Annotated in this window: 10 protein-coding genes and 1 CRISPR repeat array; of the genes, 8 read left to right on the top strand and 2 right to left on the bottom strand. The window is 53.4% G+C overall.

The window, feature by feature from the left end; translation table 11 throughout:
• Positions 1–494 precede the first annotated feature (494 nt).
• Complete coding sequence (locus tag WBG83_RS09460; protein WP_336744768.1) at positions 495–1,919, bottom strand: SpoVR family protein; 1,425 nt, start codon at positions 1,917–1,919, stop codon at positions 495–497.
• Positions 1,920–2,385: 466 nt separating this feature from the next.
• Positions 2,386–4,815: a CRISPR direct-repeat array (repeat unit 32 nt; unit sequence GTTTCAATCCACGCACCCATATAGGATGCGAC).
• A gap of 404 nt (positions 4,816–5,219) precedes the next feature.
• Between WBG83_RS09460 and WBG83_RS09455 the strand changes: the two genes are divergently transcribed.
• Positions 5,220–6,869 carry a diguanylate cyclase domain-containing protein gene (locus WBG83_RS09455; protein ID WP_336744767.1) on the top strand — a complete coding sequence of 550 codons (1,650 nt, stop codon included), beginning with the start codon at positions 5,220–5,222 and terminating at the stop codon, positions 6,867–6,869.
• Positions 6,870–6,925: 56 nt separating this feature from the next.
• Positions 6,926–7,951, top strand: a complete 1,026-nt coding sequence (locus WBG83_RS09450) for a DUF7309 domain-containing protein (RefSeq protein WP_336744765.1) — start codon at positions 6,926–6,928, stop codon at positions 7,949–7,951.
• Between the two features lie 172 nt (positions 7,952–8,123).
• Here WBG83_RS09450 and yhbH read toward each other — a convergent pair whose 3' ends face one another.
• Positions 8,124–9,272: a sporulation protein YhbH gene (yhbH, locus tag WBG83_RS09445; protein WP_336744763.1), complete on the bottom strand. Its 1,149-nt coding sequence runs from the start codon at positions 9,270–9,272 to the stop codon at positions 8,124–8,126.
• Positions 9,273–9,706: 434 nt separating this feature from the next.
• Between yhbH and WBG83_RS09440 the strand changes: the two genes are divergently transcribed.
• From WBG83_RS09440 to WBG83_RS09415, 6 genes are all read left to right on the top strand, one after another.
• Positions 9,707–12,025 (top strand): glycoside hydrolase family 88/105 protein, encoded by a 2,319-nt coding sequence (locus WBG83_RS09440; protein ID WP_336744761.1) that lies wholly within the window; start codon positions 9,707–9,709, stop codon positions 12,023–12,025.
• 318 nt (positions 12,026–12,343) lie between these two features.
• Entirely contained in the window at positions 12,344–13,684 is a 1,341-nt protein-coding gene (locus tag WBG83_RS09435; RefSeq protein WP_336744760.1) for an ABC transporter substrate-binding protein, read from the top strand.
• A 127-nt stretch (positions 13,685–13,811) separates the two neighbouring features.
• Positions 13,812–14,759 (top strand): carbohydrate ABC transporter permease, encoded by a 948-nt coding sequence (locus tag WBG83_RS09430; protein ID WP_336744758.1) that lies wholly within the window; start codon positions 13,812–13,814, stop codon positions 14,757–14,759.
• Entirely contained in the window at positions 14,756–15,604 is an 849-nt protein-coding gene (locus tag WBG83_RS09425) for a carbohydrate ABC transporter permease (RefSeq protein WP_336744757.1), read from the top strand. The genes WBG83_RS09430 and WBG83_RS09425 overlap by 4 nt, the downstream gene beginning before the upstream one ends.
• 56 nt (positions 15,605–15,660) lie before the next feature.
• Complete coding sequence (locus tag WBG83_RS09420; RefSeq protein ID WP_336744756.1) at positions 15,661–17,475, top strand: sensor histidine kinase; 1,815 nt, start codon at positions 15,661–15,663, stop codon at positions 17,473–17,475.
• A complete protein-coding gene (locus WBG83_RS09415) occupies positions 17,472–19,100 on the top strand; it encodes a response regulator transcription factor (RefSeq protein ID WP_336744755.1) in 1,629 nt (542 codons plus the stop codon). The genes WBG83_RS09420 and WBG83_RS09415 overlap by 4 nt, the downstream gene beginning before the upstream one ends.
• Positions 19,101–19,204: the final 104 nt, after the last annotated feature.

Below are 19,204 nucleotides of genomic sequence, written 5' to 3'. Positions count from 1 at the left end.
GACAGCGAAAATGAACAGCTTTTATGCAAAATCAGCATAAATAAATGGTTCACTTTTATTCAAATAAGCTGATTTCGACTTATTTCGACAAAATCCAAGGTGCGGATGATCCGGGATTTTCATGGGAGCTTCACATTCGCACCTTGAAAACAAGGTTAGGGTTGTAGGGTCATTCGTGAACCTCGTTTCCAGTATAGCAAAAGTCCCTTTAATTTCATATCCACACGCCTAAAAGCAGGCGGCAGGAGCACCACTTCCGTACTATTGATGAAATTTGATGCAAGGATGACGGAGATGGCGGCATATGATAGGCTTTGCCATTAATCAGCTCTTGGCAAGGGAAGCAGAAGCACAAAAACCCGGGCAATCGCGGGTTCTGTTTAGTAAACGAGCCAGAGATGAAACGTCCGGGGGAATTTTTCAACCAATGTTTCAGGATTCGATCATTCCAACACTTCAGGCCGAATAAGCTGCGGCTTCACCCACCAAAAATGCTACAAAAACTTCCGGTGCTGTTTCTTGCCGTCAAAGGTGAAGACGACGGGCTTATCCTCGACGACGGTTTCCAGGTGAATGGATTTGCTCCAGAGCTGGTAGACGTAGGGGAGTGTTTTTTCCAAATACTTCAAATCGAGCTCTACGCCCTCATAGTAGTGCTTGAGGTACAAATCGCCATTGCGGTGAAAATCGCCGTCTTCGACCACGATGTGGGGGAAGCCGCCGTTGACGCGGGAGTAGACGAGCTGGTCGCGGATATTTTCCCACGATTTGTCGGTGATTTTCCATTCCGGTCCCTTTTTCTCGAACACATACAGGTCCAGCTCTTCGACAAGCTGCTTGGTCATGTAGTTGCGGATGAAGGAGAGGTCGGAATCGAATTCGCGCACCTCGAATATTTTGGCGCGGCCCTCGCCCGGTGTGCGGCCGAATCGCTCCTGGTCGGCTTGACTCGGCTTTTCCCAGCGCTTCTCGATATCTTCGAAAATTTTCAGCCCCAAATAATAGGGGTTCAGGCTGTGCCGGGAGGGGACAACGACGGAGGAGTTGAGCTTGGCGTATTCAATGGTTTCCTCGACGGTCAAATCCAGCTCGCGCATAATGCGCTGGTGCCAGTAGGAGGCCCAGCCCTCGTTCATAATTTTGGTTTCCAGCTGCGGCCAGAAATACAGCATTTCTTCGCGAAGCATGGACATGATGTCGCGCTGCCATTCCTCCAGCACCGGAGAATGCTCTTCAATAAAAAAGAGCAAATCCTTTTCCGGCTGGGGCGGGAATTTGCGGCTGGTTTCGGCTTTGGCGCCTGGGGCGCTTGCTTCTCTAGTCATGGCATCCAAATTCCACAGGTCATCATAGGCGCTCTTCGGCTTCTGGCCTCCCGGGGCGGAAGCTGATTTTTTCGGCATCGGCGGGTACGGCTTCACCAAAGACGGATCAATGTGCTCCTGAATCGCCAGAACTGCGTCAATAAATGTCTCCACGGCATGAGTCCCGTACTCCAGCTCGTAGCTGCGGATACGCTCGGCGGTCGCGGACATGCTTTCGACCATGTTGCGGTTGGTGCGGGAGAAGCGGACATTATTTTTGAAAAAATCGCAGTGGGCCAGCACGTGAGCGACAATCAGCTTGTTCTGCACCAGCGAGTTGCCGTCAAGCAGAAAAGCATAGCACGGATTGGAATTGATGACGAGCTCGTAAATTTTACTCAGGCCGAAATCGTATTGGGTCTTCATCCGGTGAAACGTTTTGCCGAAGGACCAGTGTGAAAACCGGGTCGGCATCCCGTACGCACCGAAGGTGTAGATGATATCGGCCGGACAAATCTCATACCGCATCGGATAAAAATCAAGCCCGAAGCCGGAGGCGATTTCGGTAATTTCATCAATCGCCCGTTCGAGCTGCCGGATGTCCTCTTGTTTCATGAATCGTCCCTCCCCTTGCACGCTGTTGTTCCATGCAGAGCGCTTGTTTTATATATATTCAGTGCGTCGTCAGATATGTGATGGACAGGGGAAGGGCGATCAGGGCTCTCATGATGAATGGCTAAAAATCGAGGGAAGCTTAGCGGGTGTATCGCTTTTTTCTTTTTTCTACTGTGACGAATTCAAGTAGAGATTTGTAATCTATGGAATCAGGCGTTATCGGATCTAAATATCGAATAAAAATAACTATCTGTAATTCTTAAATTTAACATTAAATGATAAAAATGGGTTTATTGGCGGTTGAGGATATTTGGTTTCCTTACTGCTTCGGTACTTCCATTTCATTGGAAAACAGACAACAAGAAAGCTCTCCCGACGATCCCTGATCGTTCGTGGAGAGCTTATTTGCGTAAGCACCTTGGCGAAACGAAGCCGGGCCCTCGGTCATAATTTTGGTGCTATTCCGGTTTAAATCCATGCACCCGTGTAGGGTGCGACTGGATCGAGCGGATCAGCGGGGGCGAAACCTATCTGTTTCAATCCGCGCACCCATATAGGATGCGACTGTGATCCAGGCCATTGTTAAAACGCTTGCGAAGTTTCAATCCACGCACCCATATAGGATGCGACAGTTTCAGGATAAGTTGAATTGGGAATTGATTTCGGTTTCAATCCACGCACCCATATAGGATGCGACACACGCGACCTTTAAAATGTGAGGTGATATCATGCGTTTCAATCCACGCACCCATATAGGATGCGACGTAGACTCCTCTGTAGTGACCCGTAAAGTCCTTTCGTTTCAATCCACGCACCCATATAGGATGCGACAAGAAAGAGTGTTTAGACGAGATCGGATTTCTTGTTTCAATCCACGCACCCATATAGGATGCGACAAGAATTCGGAGGTTATAAAAACTATTGAAATCCAGTTTCAATCCACGCACCCATATAGGATGCGACGGAGACATGCGCAGCCTGCCGCCACGCAGCTCCTAGTTTCAATCCACGCACCCATATAGGATGCGACCCCGTCGGAAAATACTGTGACGGTACTGTTCAATGTTTCAATCCACGCACCCATATAGGATGCGACGATGTCTACGAGGAGGAGGACTGCCATGAGTGGTATGTTTCAATCCACGCACCCATATAGGATGCGACCAACGTCATTTTGCCGACATCGGAAACCCTTGAAGTTTCAATCCACGCACCCATATAGGATGCGACATACTCGACGTTGGGTTTGCGTCTGTGATTGCGGTTTCAATCCACGCACCCATATAGGATGCGACAAGGTATTTTATGCATCATGTTATTCACTCCCTATGTTTCAATCCACGCACCCATATAGGATGCGACAAAAAATTAACTGATATTGCTATCAATTTTCGAATGGTTTCAATCCACGCACCCATATAGGATGCGACGGTTATCCATAAGCAAACGCCAAATCTTCTGGATTGTTTCAATCCACGCACCCATATAGGATGCGACATGTCTTGGAGGTCGGCGGTGAGGATTGCAGCGGTGTTTCAATCCACGCACCCATATAGGATGCGACGACCTCTGCCAAGACACCGAAACGATTAACGAGCTTGTTTCAATCCACGCACCCATATAGGATGCGACAGCTCACTGCCAGAGGATGAGCAGATAGCCATTAGTTTCAATCCACGCACCCATATAGGATGCGACTATTGGGCAAGTTTGAAAACGTGGAAGTAACAACAGTTTCAATCCACGCACCCATATAGGATGCGACTATTGGGCAAGTTTGAAAACGTGGAAGTAACAACAGTTTCAATCCACGCACCCATATAGGATGCGACTATTGGGCAAGTTTGAAAACGTGGAAGTAACAACAGTTTCAATCCACGCACCCATATAGGATGCGACTTCTGCCGTCACCCCTACGAATGTCGGGCTTGCCGTTTCAATCCACGCACCCATATAGGATGCGACGTCTCAGACGGAGCAAGAGGAGATCAATTCAATACAGTTTCAATCCACGCACCCATATAGGATGCGACATTCCTAGCTTGAAAAAATGTCCAAAACATGTCTGTTTCAATCCACGCACCCATATAGGATGCGACGTTGGACATGGCGCCGGTCATTGACGAGCAAGTGGCGTTTCAATCCACGCACCCATATAGGATGCGACTTGACTTGTCTTATCAGACTGAGCAATATCCCGAGTTTCAATCCACGCACCCATATAGGATGCGACCTCCCCAAGCCTGGGGAGGTTGGTGGGGCTGATAGTTTCAATCCACGCACCCATATAGGATGCGACTATTGGTTCCGCAGGACGAGCTCGCGGATTTCAGGTTTCAATCCACGCACCCATATAGGATGCGACACTAAGTAAGATTAATTCAATCAAAATTCTAAAGTTTCAATCCACGCACCCATATAGGATGCGACTATAACGCCGCTGTAGACGGCGACATTAGCGGCGAGGTTTCAATCCACGCACCCATATAGGATGCGACGAAAAAGATAATGGTTAAAGCTTGGGAGATTGCGTTTCAATCCACGCACCCATATAGGATGCGACTCTCTGACCTTCCAAGCCGTTCTGCTGCTTCGATGTTTCAATCCACGCACCCATATAGGATGCGACATCTCGTCGGTAAACGATTATTATTGGGATATCTGTTTCAATCCACGCACCCATATAGGATGCGACGTTCTCGATATTAGAGTAATCGCCAAACAGTTAGGTTTCAATCCACGCACCCATATAGGATGCGACTCTAAGGCTTCCTGCACGATTACATCCCACTGAGCAGTTTCAATCCACGCACCCATATAGGATGCGACAAAATGTTTATCAATTATCTGATGAGTACATGAAAGTTTCAATCCACGCACCCATATAGGATGCGACAGCGAAAATCAACATGATTCATAACACAGAAGCATGAATCATACTGGATTCCTATAATTCCCATTCCATAAAAGTATAGATCAATCCTTGACTTTTTTGCAAGACATAGTGATTCTACTTGTTTCGACAAAATCTGAGGTGCGAATGATCCGGGAAAAGCATGTGAGCTTCACATTCGCACCAGATTCGACGCAGCCCCAATGTGGGAAGAGGCTCCGGTTGATTGTGTTGCTTTTCTTTTCCTCATTGTATTATAGTTTAACAAGCAGTTGAGCAGCAAAGAAGTCTTTGGCCCACATTTGTTTGATAAGCCTGGGGCCCCGATGATCTTGTTCATCGGTCACCGCCTGTTTAAGTGGGGGTTTTTGTTCCAGAAGGCTTGAATCGCTGCTTTGGAGGCTTTCATGATTAAACTGCGTACGTTTTTAACCCTGACCTTTATTGCGTTTCTTATTTTATTGTCCGTTGTGCTGGGAATGCTCATGGGAAAACAGGCTACACGTGTCATTCAAACGGAAATCGGACAGTCTCTTTCGGGCATTGCTTACCAGATGTCCGACAAGCTGGACAATTTTATGTGGTCCAGAGCCGGGGAGATGGAAATGCTTGCCACATTGGATACGTTCCAGCAGATGGGAAGCGCCGACGGCGTTCAGAGGCTGCTGGATCAGCTAAAGGCCAGCTTCCCTTCGTTTTCATGGGTGGGCTACACGGATACAGAGGGAAAGGTCGTTGCTGCAACGAACGGTATTCTCGTCGGAAGCAATATTTCCGCGCGGCCGGTATTCAAGGAAGGCATCAATGGACGGTTTATCGGGGATGTGCATGAGGCGGTGCTGCTGTCCAAATTCCTGCCCAATCCGACTGGGGAAGCATTGCAGTTTGTAGACATCAGTCTGCCTGTAAAAAATGCCGAGGGGCAAACGCTCGGTGTACTCGCTGCCCATCTGAGCTGGGAATGGTCCAAGGAAGTGCAGCGGACGGTTCTGGAGCCGCAGCAGGGCCATATCCAGCATTTAGACCTGTTTATCGTCAGCAAATCCGACAGCACGGTCCTGCTTGGACCGCAGGAGATGGTCGGCCAACCTCTGATTTTGGACAGTGTGAAGCGGGCACAGCAGGGAGGCAATGGCTGGGAGCTGGTGAAGTGGCCGGACGGGAACACGTACTTGACCGGATATGCTTACGGTGACGGCTACCTGAATTATGAAGGACTCGGCTGGACCGTTCTGGTGCGGCAGCCGGAAGCGGTCGCTTTCTCCCCGGTGGAGGAGCTGATGGACGATTTTATTCTCATTTGCGTCATTGCTTCTGTGTTGTTTGCTATTGTCGGCTGGCTGCTGGCCGAACGAATTTCACTGCCCATCCGCGGGCTTACGACAGCGGCTAACCGCCTGAGGGCCGGCGAGCCGATTGAAATTCCTGCGTATAAGGGCTTCAGGGAGCTGTACAGTTTATCCCGTTCGCTGCGCAGTCTGGTGGAATCCTTGAGCCGGACGGAATCTGCGCTTGGAAGCATGCAGAGCCTGGCGCTTCACGACAAACTGACCGGTCTGCCGAACCGCGCCGCTTTGGAGGGCTACTTGGAACGGACGGTTGTGCAGCTTGATTCTGCGGAAAGCCTTGTCTTTTTGTATCTGGATCTGGACGGGTTCAAGAAGGTGAATGACACCCTGGGCCATCAGAGCGGTGATCTTCTGCTGCAGCAGGTTGCGAAGCGGCTGGAATCGGCAACCTTGCCGGGCAACCTTGCCGTTCGTTTGGGCGGCGACGAATTTCTGCTGCTTCTGCGTATGCCGGCTGTACAAGCCTATGCGGAGTCGGAGATACTGGCCAATGAAATCGTCAGGCTGCTGAATCAGCCGTTTGTTATTGAAGGCGAGCAGGTTTCTGTCGGCTGCAGCATCGGGGTGGCGATGTACCCGGAGCACGGCCTGGAGCTGGCGGAAGTTATACAACGGGCAGATGAATGCTTGTACCACTCTAAACAAACAGGGAAAAATCGCGTGACCTTTGCCGGGGATGCTGCCTTTGTCACGAATCAGGCGAAATAACGGCGATGGAGCTGCTCGGAAGTTCCGCGATCCCTCTTATTAAAGGAGAAATCGATATGAACGCAAAGACGGAGCAATGGCAACAATTATATGAAGCTGCAGCGGCCTTTAAGAAGAAAAAATGCTGGGACTGGATGTCCAATGGGCATATCTTTGGCGTACAGAATCCTGCCACTGGAGAAACAGGCTACTGCTGCATTCTTGGTAATGGCGGAGAAATGTACGGGCTTGCCGTTTATATCGGGTCTGGGGGTCTGCAAACACTGCTCGACATGATGATGGGGCAATTGGAAGGGGACCCGCTTTTTTCCCAGCATTGCTATATGATTTCATTCGACAGCCGGGCGGAGCTGCATCCAGCAGAGCTGAAGCAAATTAAATCTCTGGGTCTCACCTTCCGGGGAGCGTATGCCTGGCCGACATTCAGACTCTATGAACCAGGATTTATGCCCTGGCCCATTAAAGCGGAGGAGCAGGTTTTATTTTTGACCCTGGTGCTGCAGCAGGCGGTGGTGGTGGCTGAAAGCTTCAAGTCCAATCCGGATGAGCTGATAGACACGGAGAAGGGGACCTTCCTGACCAGGGTGATCCAGACAAACGGCAGTGATCCGGTCTGGACAAGCCAGTGGCTGGCTCCAGGCGAGCCCCAGAAGAGCACGCCTATCCAGGCTGCGATCATAAATGAGATCCGTATGGCCAAAGCGAAGAAATCCCTTCAAGGCACGGCTGGTGTCTGGGAGCTGGATTGTTTCTTCATGCCGCTACCGGTGAAGGAGGGAGAGCGGCCCTATTATCCGGTGTCAAGCCTGCTTGTGGATCAGGGAAGCGGACAAATATTGAAATTCGATATGGGAGAGAAGGCAGCGACTGCTGAGAGAACAGCGGAGCTGCTGCTGAGTGTCATTGAAACCGTGAAGGCGGCTCCTTCCGAGATTTGGCTTCAGGATGAGGATGTACTTGGCTATATCCGGCAAATTGTATCTTTCTTTGACATTCGTGTTTTTCTTTGTGAGGAGGGCTTGCCGATGCTGGATGAGGCGCGCAACGATTTGATGGAGTACTTCTCCAGAGCTTCTTTCTGATTTTGGTTTTATATACAACAAACCCGCCGGTCTCTGCTAAACCAGGCGGGTTTGTTTCATTGAGCCGTCCGGCAGTCAACACCTGCAACAGGGGGGGGGAAGTTTATTTCGTAAAAGCGCGTTGAAAAAATAAGTCTTCAATATAAAAAAAATTATTGCATCCGGGTGCTGCTTACGCGCCGGCGGGCTTGCCGAAGAAGGTTTTGAGCGCCTTGTACACTTCGCCTTTTTCACGGATGATGCAGTGCTGGAATCGGTCGTGATGGAGGCTGCGGTAGGCCGACATGAGCGTACTGCTGCGGTTGTATTGATTGACCTCGCCATAGCCGAACAGGTTGGACCGCTCCAGCAGCTGTTGGATGAGCTTGACGCAGCGTTCGTTATCCGAGGTCAGGTTATCGCCGTCGGAGAAGTGGAACGGATAAATGTTGTACCGCGCCGGCGAGTAGCGTGCGTCGATAATGTCGATGGCCTTCTGGTAGGCGGAGGAGCAAATGGTGCCCCCGCTTTCCCCCTTGGTGAAAAACTCCTCTTCGCTGACTTCCTTCGCTTCGGTATGATGGGCAATAAATACGATTTCGACGTTCTCGTACTTCGTGCGGAGAAAGCGGGTCATCCAGAAGAAGAAGCTGCGGGCGATATATTTTTCGAACTGGCCCATCGACCCGGAAGTATCCATCATGGCCAAAATCAGCGCATTGGAGTGCGGCTCCTCCACTTCCTCCCAGGTTTTGAAGCGCAGATCGTCCGGGCTGATATCGTGTATGCCGGGAGCTCCTTCCCGGGCGTTGCGGCGCAAATTCTCAATCATGGTGCGGCGTTTGTCGATGTTGGACATCATGCCCTTTTTGCGCACATCCTTGAACAAAATTTCCTTGGCGGAGACGTTGTCGTTCTCCTTCTGCTCCAGATGCGGGAGCTCCAGCTCCTCGAACAGCATATTTTGAAGCTCTTCCATGCTGATTTCGGCTTCATAGTAATCCTCGCCGGGCTGATCCCCGGCGCCTTCCCCTTGACCCGGTCCGTTCGCAGGCGCGGGGTCGACCCCAAGCACATCTCCAACCTGGCTGTCCCCGTCGCCCTGACCGACATGCTTGTTCTTATGGTGGTTATAGCGGAACCGGTATTCGTCAATGCTGCGGATCGGGACCTTAATAATTTGCTTGTCTTTGGACAGGATAATGTCCTCATTTGTAACCAAATCGGGCAAATTATCCTTGAGCGCTTCTTTGACCTTTTGCTGATGGCGGGTCTGGTCCTGGTAGCCTTTGCGGTGCAGGGACCAGTCGTCGCGGGACACGATAAACAGCGGTTGATTCAAGTGCGGCACCTCCCGAACAAATGTGTATTCCAAAGGGGCAGGCCATACCCTGAAAGGTCTCCCCGAAAAAAAGAGCTTGTTATCAAATATATTCAGGCGCTGTGGGGATATGTGAGCAGGCAGCCGCAGAAATTTATAAATCTTATTTCTCCAATCGGCTTATTTGGTTTATACCGGATGCTTCGAGTGGAATCAGGTGCGGGGGATGGAGAACGGTTCGGGCTCACATCTGGGTATAACTCGTTCAAGTCAAAGGACAAGCATAAAAAGGAAAAAAAACAGCGCTGCTTCTTCTCTTTACTTGGGCCACAGCACGTCATTTTTTTCATACAGGAGACGGTGACAAGCGGAGGGGGATTCATGTATACTGGAGACAGATTAGGTTAAGCGCTTTATCAAAAATCCTGTGAAAAGCACGGAAAGGAACTGGACAGATGACGAAATACTTTCAAGAGCAAGAAAGCATCCGGTACCGCTTTGGAGATAACGACAGTGCTATGCTGAAGGTGCTGGCCGACAGGTACATCGGAGCCAACCCGCAGGCCGGGTTCGCGTTCCGGACTTTTTTTGAAGCCGGCATTTTGCAAAATGACGAGGGCTTGTTTGTACTGGATTTGAGTAAGCGTTTTCCAGAGGCGAAGCCGGGGCAGATTGCTTATGCGGGCGGACTGGTTTGGAGCGACGGTGAGCGCAGTCTGGATGTGCTGATCCGCAGTCTCGGCCCGGTGCGGTTTTATTTCAACGGCGATTTGGCGTACCGATCTACCGTTATGGATGAGCTGGACCCGGAGGCGACCGTAAAGCTGAATCTGCACTTCACCAAGGGCTGGAACAGTCTGCTGCTAAGTCTCACAAGCACCCCGGCCGGCTTCGGCTGCCTGTTCGGTCCCGATGAGGCCAAGGTGCGGATTCTGAATGTGCTGTCGCCGTTTCAGGAACGCGCCGGGCAGGCCGGATGGGCATATTCGGAGCCGGTGGACCGGGATGTCATCGGGGAAGGAGCCTTTCCGGATTTGCTTGCTTCCGAGCGGCAATATGGCCTGCAATGGCTGCCGCAGACGAATTGGCCGGATGAGCAGCTCGGTATGCCGGCTCTGCAGCGGATTTACGGCCACTGTCCCGGACATGGAGCTTATGCTTGGACCAAGCTGAATAAGACGTCGGCCGGGCAGGAGCCGGCCGTGCTGGAGGGGACTGCTTCCGGGCCCGTAACCGTCTGGGTCGCGGGTAAGCCGGCTGTTGTGCTGGAGGAGGGCGGCAGCTTCCGGACGGAGATTGAGCTAGGCGGCGGCCGTCATGACGTGCTGGTGCACAGCCTGTGCACAGCGGAGCCGTGGGGCTTTACTCTGCAGGCTGCTACGTCGGACGGAGCCGTTCTGCCGCTGGAAGCCCCGTATCCGGTTCACGGCCTGTCGGGCGAGCCATGGCTGTATACCGGGCCATTCCCGGCGCAAGCACAGTTTGCCCGGGAAGATTTGACCCGCATCGACAGGCTGTACCCGCTGGAGGGGACGAGTCACGAGGCAGCAGTTGAGGCGGATGGCGCAAGCGGCGCGGGCGGACAGTCCGCCCCGGCAAACGGCCTGACGACAGCTGCAGGCACACATACCTATTGGAGGCTGGACCGGCCGAAGGCGTGGGTCCGCCCCTATTATGAGAATGCGATGCTGAGCAACAAGTGGACCGTCGGCAGTGTGACAAACTATGCCCGCTGGGACTACCCGCTAGGCGTAACGATTTACGGGCTCCTCCAGACCGGACGGTATCTTGAGCGGCCGGATGTCGTGCAGTACGCCTTGGAGCATGTGCAGGCCTGCACGACGATGTTTGATTACTCCTTGTGGGACAAGGAGCGGTACGGATTTCCGGCGATTAATCAGCAGCTTGTTATGATGAAGATGCTGGACAATTGCGGCTCGTTCGGCTCTGCGATGCTGGAAGCGCACCGCGAGGGGGGCGACGGCGATTTCCTGCGGATTGGGCACCGGATTGCCGATTTTATGCTGCACCGGCTGGAGCGCCGGGAGGATGGCGCCTTTTACCGCAAATGCCCGGGGGAATATTCCGCCAATACGATGTGGGCCGATGATTTGTATATGAGCACCCCGTTTTTGTGCCGTTATGCCAGGTTAACCGGGACACCGGAGGCGCTGGACGAGGCGGCCCGGCAGTTCCTGCTGTTCCGGCGCTATCTGTTCATGCCGGAGCAGCGTATCATGTCGCATGTATATGATTTCAAATACGGGCAAGCGACGCAAATTCCTTGGGGACGGGGCAACGGCTGGACGATTTTCTCCCTCTCGGAGGTGCTGGAGGCGCTGCCGGAGGGACATGAGGCCCGGCCCGAGCTGCTTGCCTTTTTCAACGAGCTGTGCGGCGGATACGCAGCGCTCCAGGCGGACAGCGGGTTATGGCATCAGGTGCTGAACGATGACCAGACCTATGAGGAAGCCTCCTGCACGGCGATGTTCGCTTATGCGTTCTCGCGCGGAGTACGCTTCGGCTGGCTGGAAGAGCCTGTGCGCTTCACCGAGGCCGCGATCCGCGCCTGGGACGGTCTGACGCGGATCGCGATTGACCGGCAGGGCAATGTGCACGGGGTATGCAGCGGGTCGCGGTATGCGTTTACGGCCGAATATTACAACAAGGATCTGCTGACTGTGACCAATGATAATCACGGCATCGGCATTATGATGCTGGCCGGCACGGAGGTGGCCAAGCTCAAAAGCTGGCTGGCTGGAGAGGTTGTATAATTCGGGAGAAACATGAGACGGAAACGCCGGGGTGCTGCCCGGCGTTTTGCCGTTCCCGACGTGTGGAGCGAGGAGCTTCTGCTGGTTTAACAGCATGGAAAAGCGCTTTCCTAAAATGATGCCAAAATAAGCCGGAGGACATGGCGCTGTGAGGGATAGAATGCGGCTGTTATGGCGGATAAAGCCATTAAATAAGGATATTACTTTTTTGATACTTCACCTTACTTTTGTTTATTTCAAGCGGATACCAACCCGGGTAAGATATATTTGTAAGCCCTTTCAATGGTTGAAGCCAAAACGTTACGAAGGGATGCTGGAATGATGAAGCGGTCTAAGAAAACCCTTTCGTTGCTTGGTATTTCACTTCTGTTGATGACGGCGGCCTGCTCCAGCGGGAATCAGGCAGCAAGAGATACGGCGGCAGGCGGCAGCCCGGACAAAGCCGCAGAGGGCAAGGTGGAACTGCGCATGACCTGGTGGGGGTCGCAGACCCGTCATGATTTGACAGCCCGGGCGATTAAGCTGTTCGAGCAGAAGCATCCCGGCATTACCGTCAAGGCGGAGTATTCGGGCTGGGACGGCTACTTTGACAAGCTGTCCACACAGGTGGCCGGAGCCAATGCGCCGGACATCATTCAGATGGATTACGCCTTTTTGGCCGATTACGCGAGGCGCGGAGCGCTGCTTGATTTAACGCCTTATGTCCAGAGCAGTGAGCTGCATACGGAAAACCATGACAAGAGCATGCTGAAGGCGGGAACGATAGACGGCAAGCTCTATGGACTGACCTGGGGTGTGAATGCACCCGGCGTGCTTTATAACGCGACGGAATTCAAGGCGCTGGGGCTGGAGGAGCCGAAGGAAAGCTGGACCTGGAAGGACTTTCGTGACACGGCGGCCAGAATCGCCCAGGCCAAAGGCAAAGGCTACTTCGGATCGGCGGATGTCTCCGGCACGACCAACATCTTTGAAATTAAGGTCCGGCAAAACGGGAGAGGGCTATTTAAGGAAGGCGGGCTAGGCGCCGCTCCGGAGGATTTTGCACAATGGTTCGGCATGTGGTCGGAGCTTCGCCAGAACGGCGGCACGACAACAGCGGAAATCGCCGCGGCCACAACGAATGCGCCGGAGACCCGGCCCATTGTGCTTGGAATGGCCGCCATGGATTTCGCATGGTCGAACCAGCTGCTGACGTTCCAGAAGCTGATGACAAATCAGGATCACAAGCTAGCAATTCAGGTCATTCCGCATGGCGCGGCAGAGAAAGCAATCGGGGAATATTTGAAGCCCAGCATGTTTATTACCGGCTATGCCAAGACCAAGCATCCGAAAGAAGTCGCAGCGCTGCTGGAATTTATGGTCAATGACCCGGAAGCAGCCCAAATCCTCGGAGCCGAGCGCGGTGTCCCTGTCAACTCGACCCTCCGCGATGGGCTGAAGCCGGCGCTGACGCAGGGGGAGAAGGAGGTGTTTGCTTTTATCGACCTGGTCTCCACACACTCCGGCGATATTGATCCGCCGTATCCGCAAGGCTATTCCGAGGTGGACAAACACTTCAAAACCGCCAGCGAGCAAATCGCCTTCGGTCAAGGCGAGACAGGCGACATCATGACACAGTTTATCGCCGCGGCCAACAAAAGCCTGCTCAAAACCAAATAAAGGCACGCTCGCGGCCAGAACCGGGAACGGAAGGCCGCAAGGCGTGCCGGCCATTATACTATCTATGCGTCTTGAGGCTGCAGGCACCGAAGATGCTGCAGCAAGCTGCAAGAAGGAGGACAATGAAATGAACGCTGAAGTCAGTCTTGTACAAAGCCGGCAGGCGGAGAAAACCAAAGCCCGGAGAAGGTATGCCCATAACAAAGCGGCGCTTCTGTTTTTATCCCCCTGGATTGTCGGTCTCGTCTTTTTAACGCTGGGTCCGATGCTGGCCTCGCTGTACTTTTCCTTCACGGATTACAGTATTTTGAGCGCACCGGTGTGGGTGGGGATTAGCAATTACAGTACGATGCTGTTCGGCGACAAGCTGTTTCTCGCCTCCCTCAAGGTCACCTTTTTGTATGTGTTCGTCTCTGTGCCGCTGAAGCTGATTTTTGCCCTGCTGGTCGCGCTGCTGCTTAACAAGGGCATCCGCGGTCTGGGGATTTACCGGACTGTGTATTACATTCCGACCCTGCTGGGCGGCAGTGTGGCCATTGCCATGCTGTGGCGCAAAATGCTGGGCGGCGACGGCCTGGTGAACAGCTTCCTGGCGATGTTCGGAGTAGAGGCGCCGGACTGGATTGCCAATCCGAAATATGCGGTGTATTCCATTGTGCTGCTGTCGGTATGGCAGTTCGGCTCGTCCATGGTCATTTTCCTGTCCGGCCTCAAGCAGATCCCGTCGGACTATTATGAGGCATCCTCTGTGGACGGGGCCAGCAAGCTGCGTCAGCTGTTCAGCATCACGCTGCCGATATTGACGCCGGTCATTTTCTTCAACCTGGTGATGCAGATTATTACGTCGTTCCAGTCGTTCACCCAGGCGTTCGTCATTAGCAACGGAACGGGCGGACCGGTCAACTCGACACTCATGTATTCGTTATATTTGTACAAAAAAGGATTCTCCTTCTTTCAAATGGGCTATGCTTCCGCGATGGCCTGGGTGCTTGTTATTTTGATTGGACTGTTTACCTTGCTCGTCTTCCGCAGCAGCAAGCTCTGGGTCCATTATGAGGATGGTGGAAAATCATGACGCTGCTCCGTTCCGGCGTGTGGCCTGCTTTGCTGAAGCATACGATTATTTCGCTCCTTGCCTTTGTGATGCTGTACCCGGTCTTGTGGATGCTGGGCAGCTCCTTCAAGCCGGCCAACCTGATTTTTTCCGAGACCTGGTTCTGGCCCAGCGAATGGAATTTCCACAATTACGGCACCGGCTGGAGCGGCATTCAGGGCAATCCGTTCTCCCTGTTTCTGACCAACTCGTTTACTGTTTCTCTCGGGGCGGTGCTGGGAAATGTGATTTCCTGCTCGATGGCGGCCTACGCGTTCGCCCGGCTGGACTTCCGCTTCAAGGCGCTGGGCTTCAGTCTGATGCTAATGACGATTATGCTGCCGCACCATGTGACCCTCATTCCGCAGTACATCTTGTTCAACCAGCTGGAGTGGGTCAACACGTATTTGCCGCTTATTATTCCCAAATGGCTGGCGACGGATGCCTTCTTTGTCTTCCTGATCGTCCAGTTCATCCGCGGCCTGCCGCGAGAGCTGGATGAAGCCGCAACCATCGACGGCTGCGGGCCGGTACAAATATACTGGCGGATTATTATTCCGCTTGCGCTGCCGGCGCTGATTACGACGACGATTTTCACCTTTTTGTGGACGTGGGACGATTTCTTCAGCCAGCTCATTTATTTGAGTGACGTCAGCAAATACACGGTACCGCTCGGACTGAGACTGTTTCTGGATTCCAGCTCCCAGTCGGATTGGGGGCCGATGTTCGCCATGTCAGTGCTCTCGCTCGTGCCCTGCTTTATTATTTTTATGCTGTGCCAGAAATATTTTGTAGAAGGAATTGCAACCTCCGGTCTGAAAGGATAAGCTCAAGGTATGCTGGGCGTTTCGCCTTTCAAACAACAGGAAACGGGTTGACATACATGCTTAAGAGACCAGCGTTCCGGTTTAGCCGATTTTCATTGCAGCGAAGCAAGCTATCCACCTTAATGGTGTCTTGCTTCATTTTTTTTAATCTGCTGTTTTTGTCCGCGGTGCTGTGGATTGCGTATCAGGCTTTCTCGGATGTGACCTTCACCGAAATTAGCAAGGCGCGGCTGGCCCTGCTGAACGAGAGCACGAAGCGGGGCTTCGATTTTATTCCGAATGTGACAGGCATGTCCTACTCGCTGGTCAGCAGCAAGGAGCTTATTGAACGGCTGGAACGCAGCGGCGCCGACAGCAAGCTGGATTTGATTATAAAACGGCGGGAGGTGTCGCAGCTGCTGCAGCGCACTCTCGTCGTAAATAAAGGCGTCAGCGCCATCGAGCTGTATACGGATGTGTTTCGGGACGTTTCGGGAAGCGCCGGGGATGGCATCTATCCGATTAGCGGCATTACGGAGACGGGCTGGTTTATGACGCTTAAGCAGGCCGATTCGGTCTGGGTTTCGCTGCCGGATGAAGAGACGGGCGCCTCGCTTATCGGGTATGCCCAGCGCATCTTCAACCAGCAGGGCGGGACGGTCGGCTATGTGCTGATTCGTTTGACCCGGGCCGATATTATTCAGCGCTTTGCCGATGTCCCTTTGGTGCTGGAAGGGCAGGTGCTGCTGCTGGATACAGCGGGAAAAATCGTGATGCAGGTTGACGACCCGGGCTTTGAGGGCAGGGAGAGCGCAGCCGATTCCGAGTGGTTGACAGCGCTGACTTATGTACAGGAGGACGGGTATGAGATCAAGTGGAAAAATAACGCGTCCCACCTGGTCATCTACTCCAAGCCAAGTACTATCCAGTGGCGGCTGGTGCAAATTGTGCCGGTCAGCGTGCTGCTGGCCGGGACACGCCAGGCCGGCTGGTACGTGTTTGGTATCGGCGTGCTGGGACTTGTTCTGTCCGCCGCGTTCGCCTATTTTTTCGTCAGCCGGATTATCCGGCCGCTGCGCATCCTCATTCAAGGCATGAAACGGCTGGAGCGGGGGCATTTCGATACACAGGTTAAGCTTTCCTTCACCGAGGAATACGCCCAGCTCTCCCATGGGTTTAATCATATGGCCTCCCGGCTGACAGACTTGATGGATGCAGTCAAGCGGGAAAGCAAGGCCAAGCGCGAAGCGGAGACCGGGCTGCTGGAGGCGCAAATCAAGCCTCATTTCTTATACAATACGCTGGATATGATTCATTGGCGGGCGCTGGATTACGAGGCGGAGGATATTAGCCGCATGATCTTGCAGCTCAGCCGGCTGCTTCGAATCGGTCTGAGCGGAGGCCGAATGTTCATCCGGGTCCGCGATGAGCTGGAGCACGCGCGCTGTTATGTCGACATCCAGCGGGAGCGTCTGTCGTTCGGCATTGATTACAAAGAGCGGATGGACCCGCGAATCCGGGGCTTTTTCATTCCGAAGGTGATTCTCCAGCCTCTAATCGAAAATGCGGTAATCCACGGCAATCCGCAAGGGAAGCTGAACATCTTGACTGTCAAGCTGGAGCTGAGTGTGCTGGAGCCTCCGGGGGAGCCGCCTCGCCTGGAAATCAGCGTCACCGATAATGGAGCCGGCCTGCCGGACGGCTGGGAGCTGGGCAGCGCTAAGGGCATCGGACTGCACAATGTACACAAGCGCATTCAGTTGTATTGCGGCATGACGTACGGGCTGCGGGCTGCCCGGAACGGGAATAGCGGGACGAAGGTAACGATGACGCTGCCCGTCATTGAGACAGAGGAAGAGCTAAACCAATGGTTGGACGGTGACAGTCAATGAAATCCATATTGCTGGTAGACGACGATCCGCACATTATGAAGGCCTTGACCCGCCATATCCGCTGGAACGAGCTTGGGCTGCAAATTGCCGGTACGGCCTCTGACGGGCTGCAGGCGCTGGAGCTGTTTCGGACGCTGCGCCCCGATATGGTGATGACGGATGTGTACATCCCGGGACTGAACGGGCTGGAGCTGACGCAGGCGCTGCGCAAGGAATGCCCGGGACTGCCGATTGTCATCCTGAGTGGATACGACGAGTTTGAGAACGCGAGGACGGCGATGCGCTGGGGCGTCAATCATTTCCTGTTGAAGCCGGCAAGCGTGGACGAGATTGAGGCTGTGCTGCGCGACGTGATAACCGAGCAGGATGTGCTTGAGCAGAAGCGGAAGCTGGAGCTTGCGTACAAGCAGGAAATTGGCAAAATACAGCCGTATTTGCGGGAAAAGCTGCTGCTGGAGCTGCTGACGACCAGGTATCGGCCGGATGAGCTGCTCAAGGAACGGTTTGACTATGTAGGGCTGAGCATTCCGCAGCAGGTGCTTGCGGTGAGCCTTCAATTGAGTCGGCCCGGCTTCGTGACGAAGCTCAAGGAGCGGGATTGGCAGCTTTTGAAATTCGGGGCCGGCAATATTATCCGGGAGACCTTGGAGCAGGAGCTGAGCACAGTCAGCCACCTGGAAGGGCACGTGCTCGACTACTCCGACGAGCTGTTCGTCCTGCTGATGTTCAGCCATGCGGACGCTCCCCCGGAGAAGGAGCTGCCGGAGCTGACAGTGCAAATGACCGGCAGAATCGTCGATAAAATCTCAACCTATTTGAAGATGGAAGCGACAGCGGGAATCGGATCGGTTAGAGTACAGCTGTGCGAGGTGATCGATTCGTATCTCGAAAGCCGGGAAGCGCTGGAGACTGCGGAGTTCCAGGGCATGAGCCGGGTATACCCTTATGAGGGGGACAGCCGGAGCGGGCGGGAGGCGGACGATTATACCCAGTTGCTGAAGCAGTGGAACGATGCCTGGTCCCTATTGGACCCGGACAAGGCCGAGGAGACATGGGGGATACTGAGGGATATGCTTCGGGAGGAAGCATCCGGCACGGTGCAGGATACGTACACCGTTTTTGTCAGCCTGTTCCATTCCCTTATCTACAGCTGGAACAGCCATTTTCCGGTGCTGCCCCCGCCGATTGCGATGAAGCAGTTTCTGCAGGAAATACAGCAGCACTACGCGCTGAAAGAGCTGATCGGCTGGATGGATACCATGGTGGAGGTTTGGCTGCAGGCGGTGCGGCAGGAGCTGTCCGAGAAAAAAAGCAACCGGCTGGTCGATAGCGTCAAGGCTTATGTCGTGGCGCATTACGCGGAGGAGATCAGCTTCGCGGCGCTGGCCAAAGGACTGTATGCCCATCCGAAATACGTCAGCCAGCTCTTCAAACGGGTCACAGGGGAAAACTTCGTCAGCTATCTGAACCGGTACCGGATTGAACGGGCGGTAGAGCTGCTGCAATCCGGCCGGCATATGGTATACGAGGTCAGCGAAATGGTGGGCTTCAATAACGCCACCTATTTCAGCCAGGTGTTTAAAATGATAACGGGCAAGAGTCCGTCCGAATACTTGCGCTTGTAATTCAAGACGATGCCGTCATCATGCACGCTGTGCGCAGCTTCAAGCGCATGATAGCTGCAAGATGGCGGTCTGCGTGTGCTTCTACAACTAGAACCTCGTCCCCG

Origin of the sequence: Paenibacillus sp. y28, from assembly GCF_037137075.1 — a bacterium.
Classification (GTDB): Bacteria; Bacillota; Bacilli; order Paenibacillales; family NBRC-103111; genus JBBBNV01.
Note: the sequence above shows the minus strand (reverse complement) of the source record. Positions and strands in the feature narration are given on the sequence as shown.

What these genes read in the sequence shown, in the direction of transcription:
- WBG83_RS09425 (WP_336744757.1), top strand. Translation starts at nt 14,756, where the DNA reads ATGACGCTGCTCCGTTCCGGCGTGTGGCCTGCTTTGCTGAAGCATACG.
- WBG83_RS09450 (WP_336744765.1), top strand. Translation starts at nt 6,926, where the DNA reads ATGAACGCAAAGACGGAGCAATGGCAACAATTATATGAAGCTGCAGCG.
- WBG83_RS09430 (WP_336744758.1), top strand. Translation starts at nt 13,812, where the DNA reads ATGAACGCTGAAGTCAGTCTTGTACAAAGCCGGCAGGCGGAGAAAACC.
- WBG83_RS09455 (WP_336744767.1), top strand. Translation starts at nt 5,220, where the DNA reads ATGATTAAACTGCGTACGTTTTTAACCCTGACCTTTATTGCGTTTCTT.
- WBG83_RS09420 (WP_336744756.1), top strand. Translation starts at nt 15,661, where the DNA reads ATGCTTAAGAGACCAGCGTTCCGGTTTAGCCGATTTTCATTGCAGCGA.
- WBG83_RS09435 (WP_336744760.1), top strand. Translation starts at nt 12,344, where the DNA reads ATGATGAAGCGGTCTAAGAAAACCCTTTCGTTGCTTGGTATTTCACTT.
- WBG83_RS09415 (WP_336744755.1), top strand. Translation starts at nt 17,472, where the DNA reads ATGAAATCCATATTGCTGGTAGACGACGATCCGCACATTATGAAGGCC.
- WBG83_RS09460 (WP_336744768.1), bottom strand. Translation starts at nt 1,919, where the DNA reads ATGAAACAAGAGGACATCCGGCAGCTCGAACGGGCGATTGATGAAATT.
- WBG83_RS09440 (WP_336744761.1), top strand. Translation starts at nt 9,707, where the DNA reads ATGACGAAATACTTTCAAGAGCAAGAAAGCATCCGGTACCGCTTTGGA.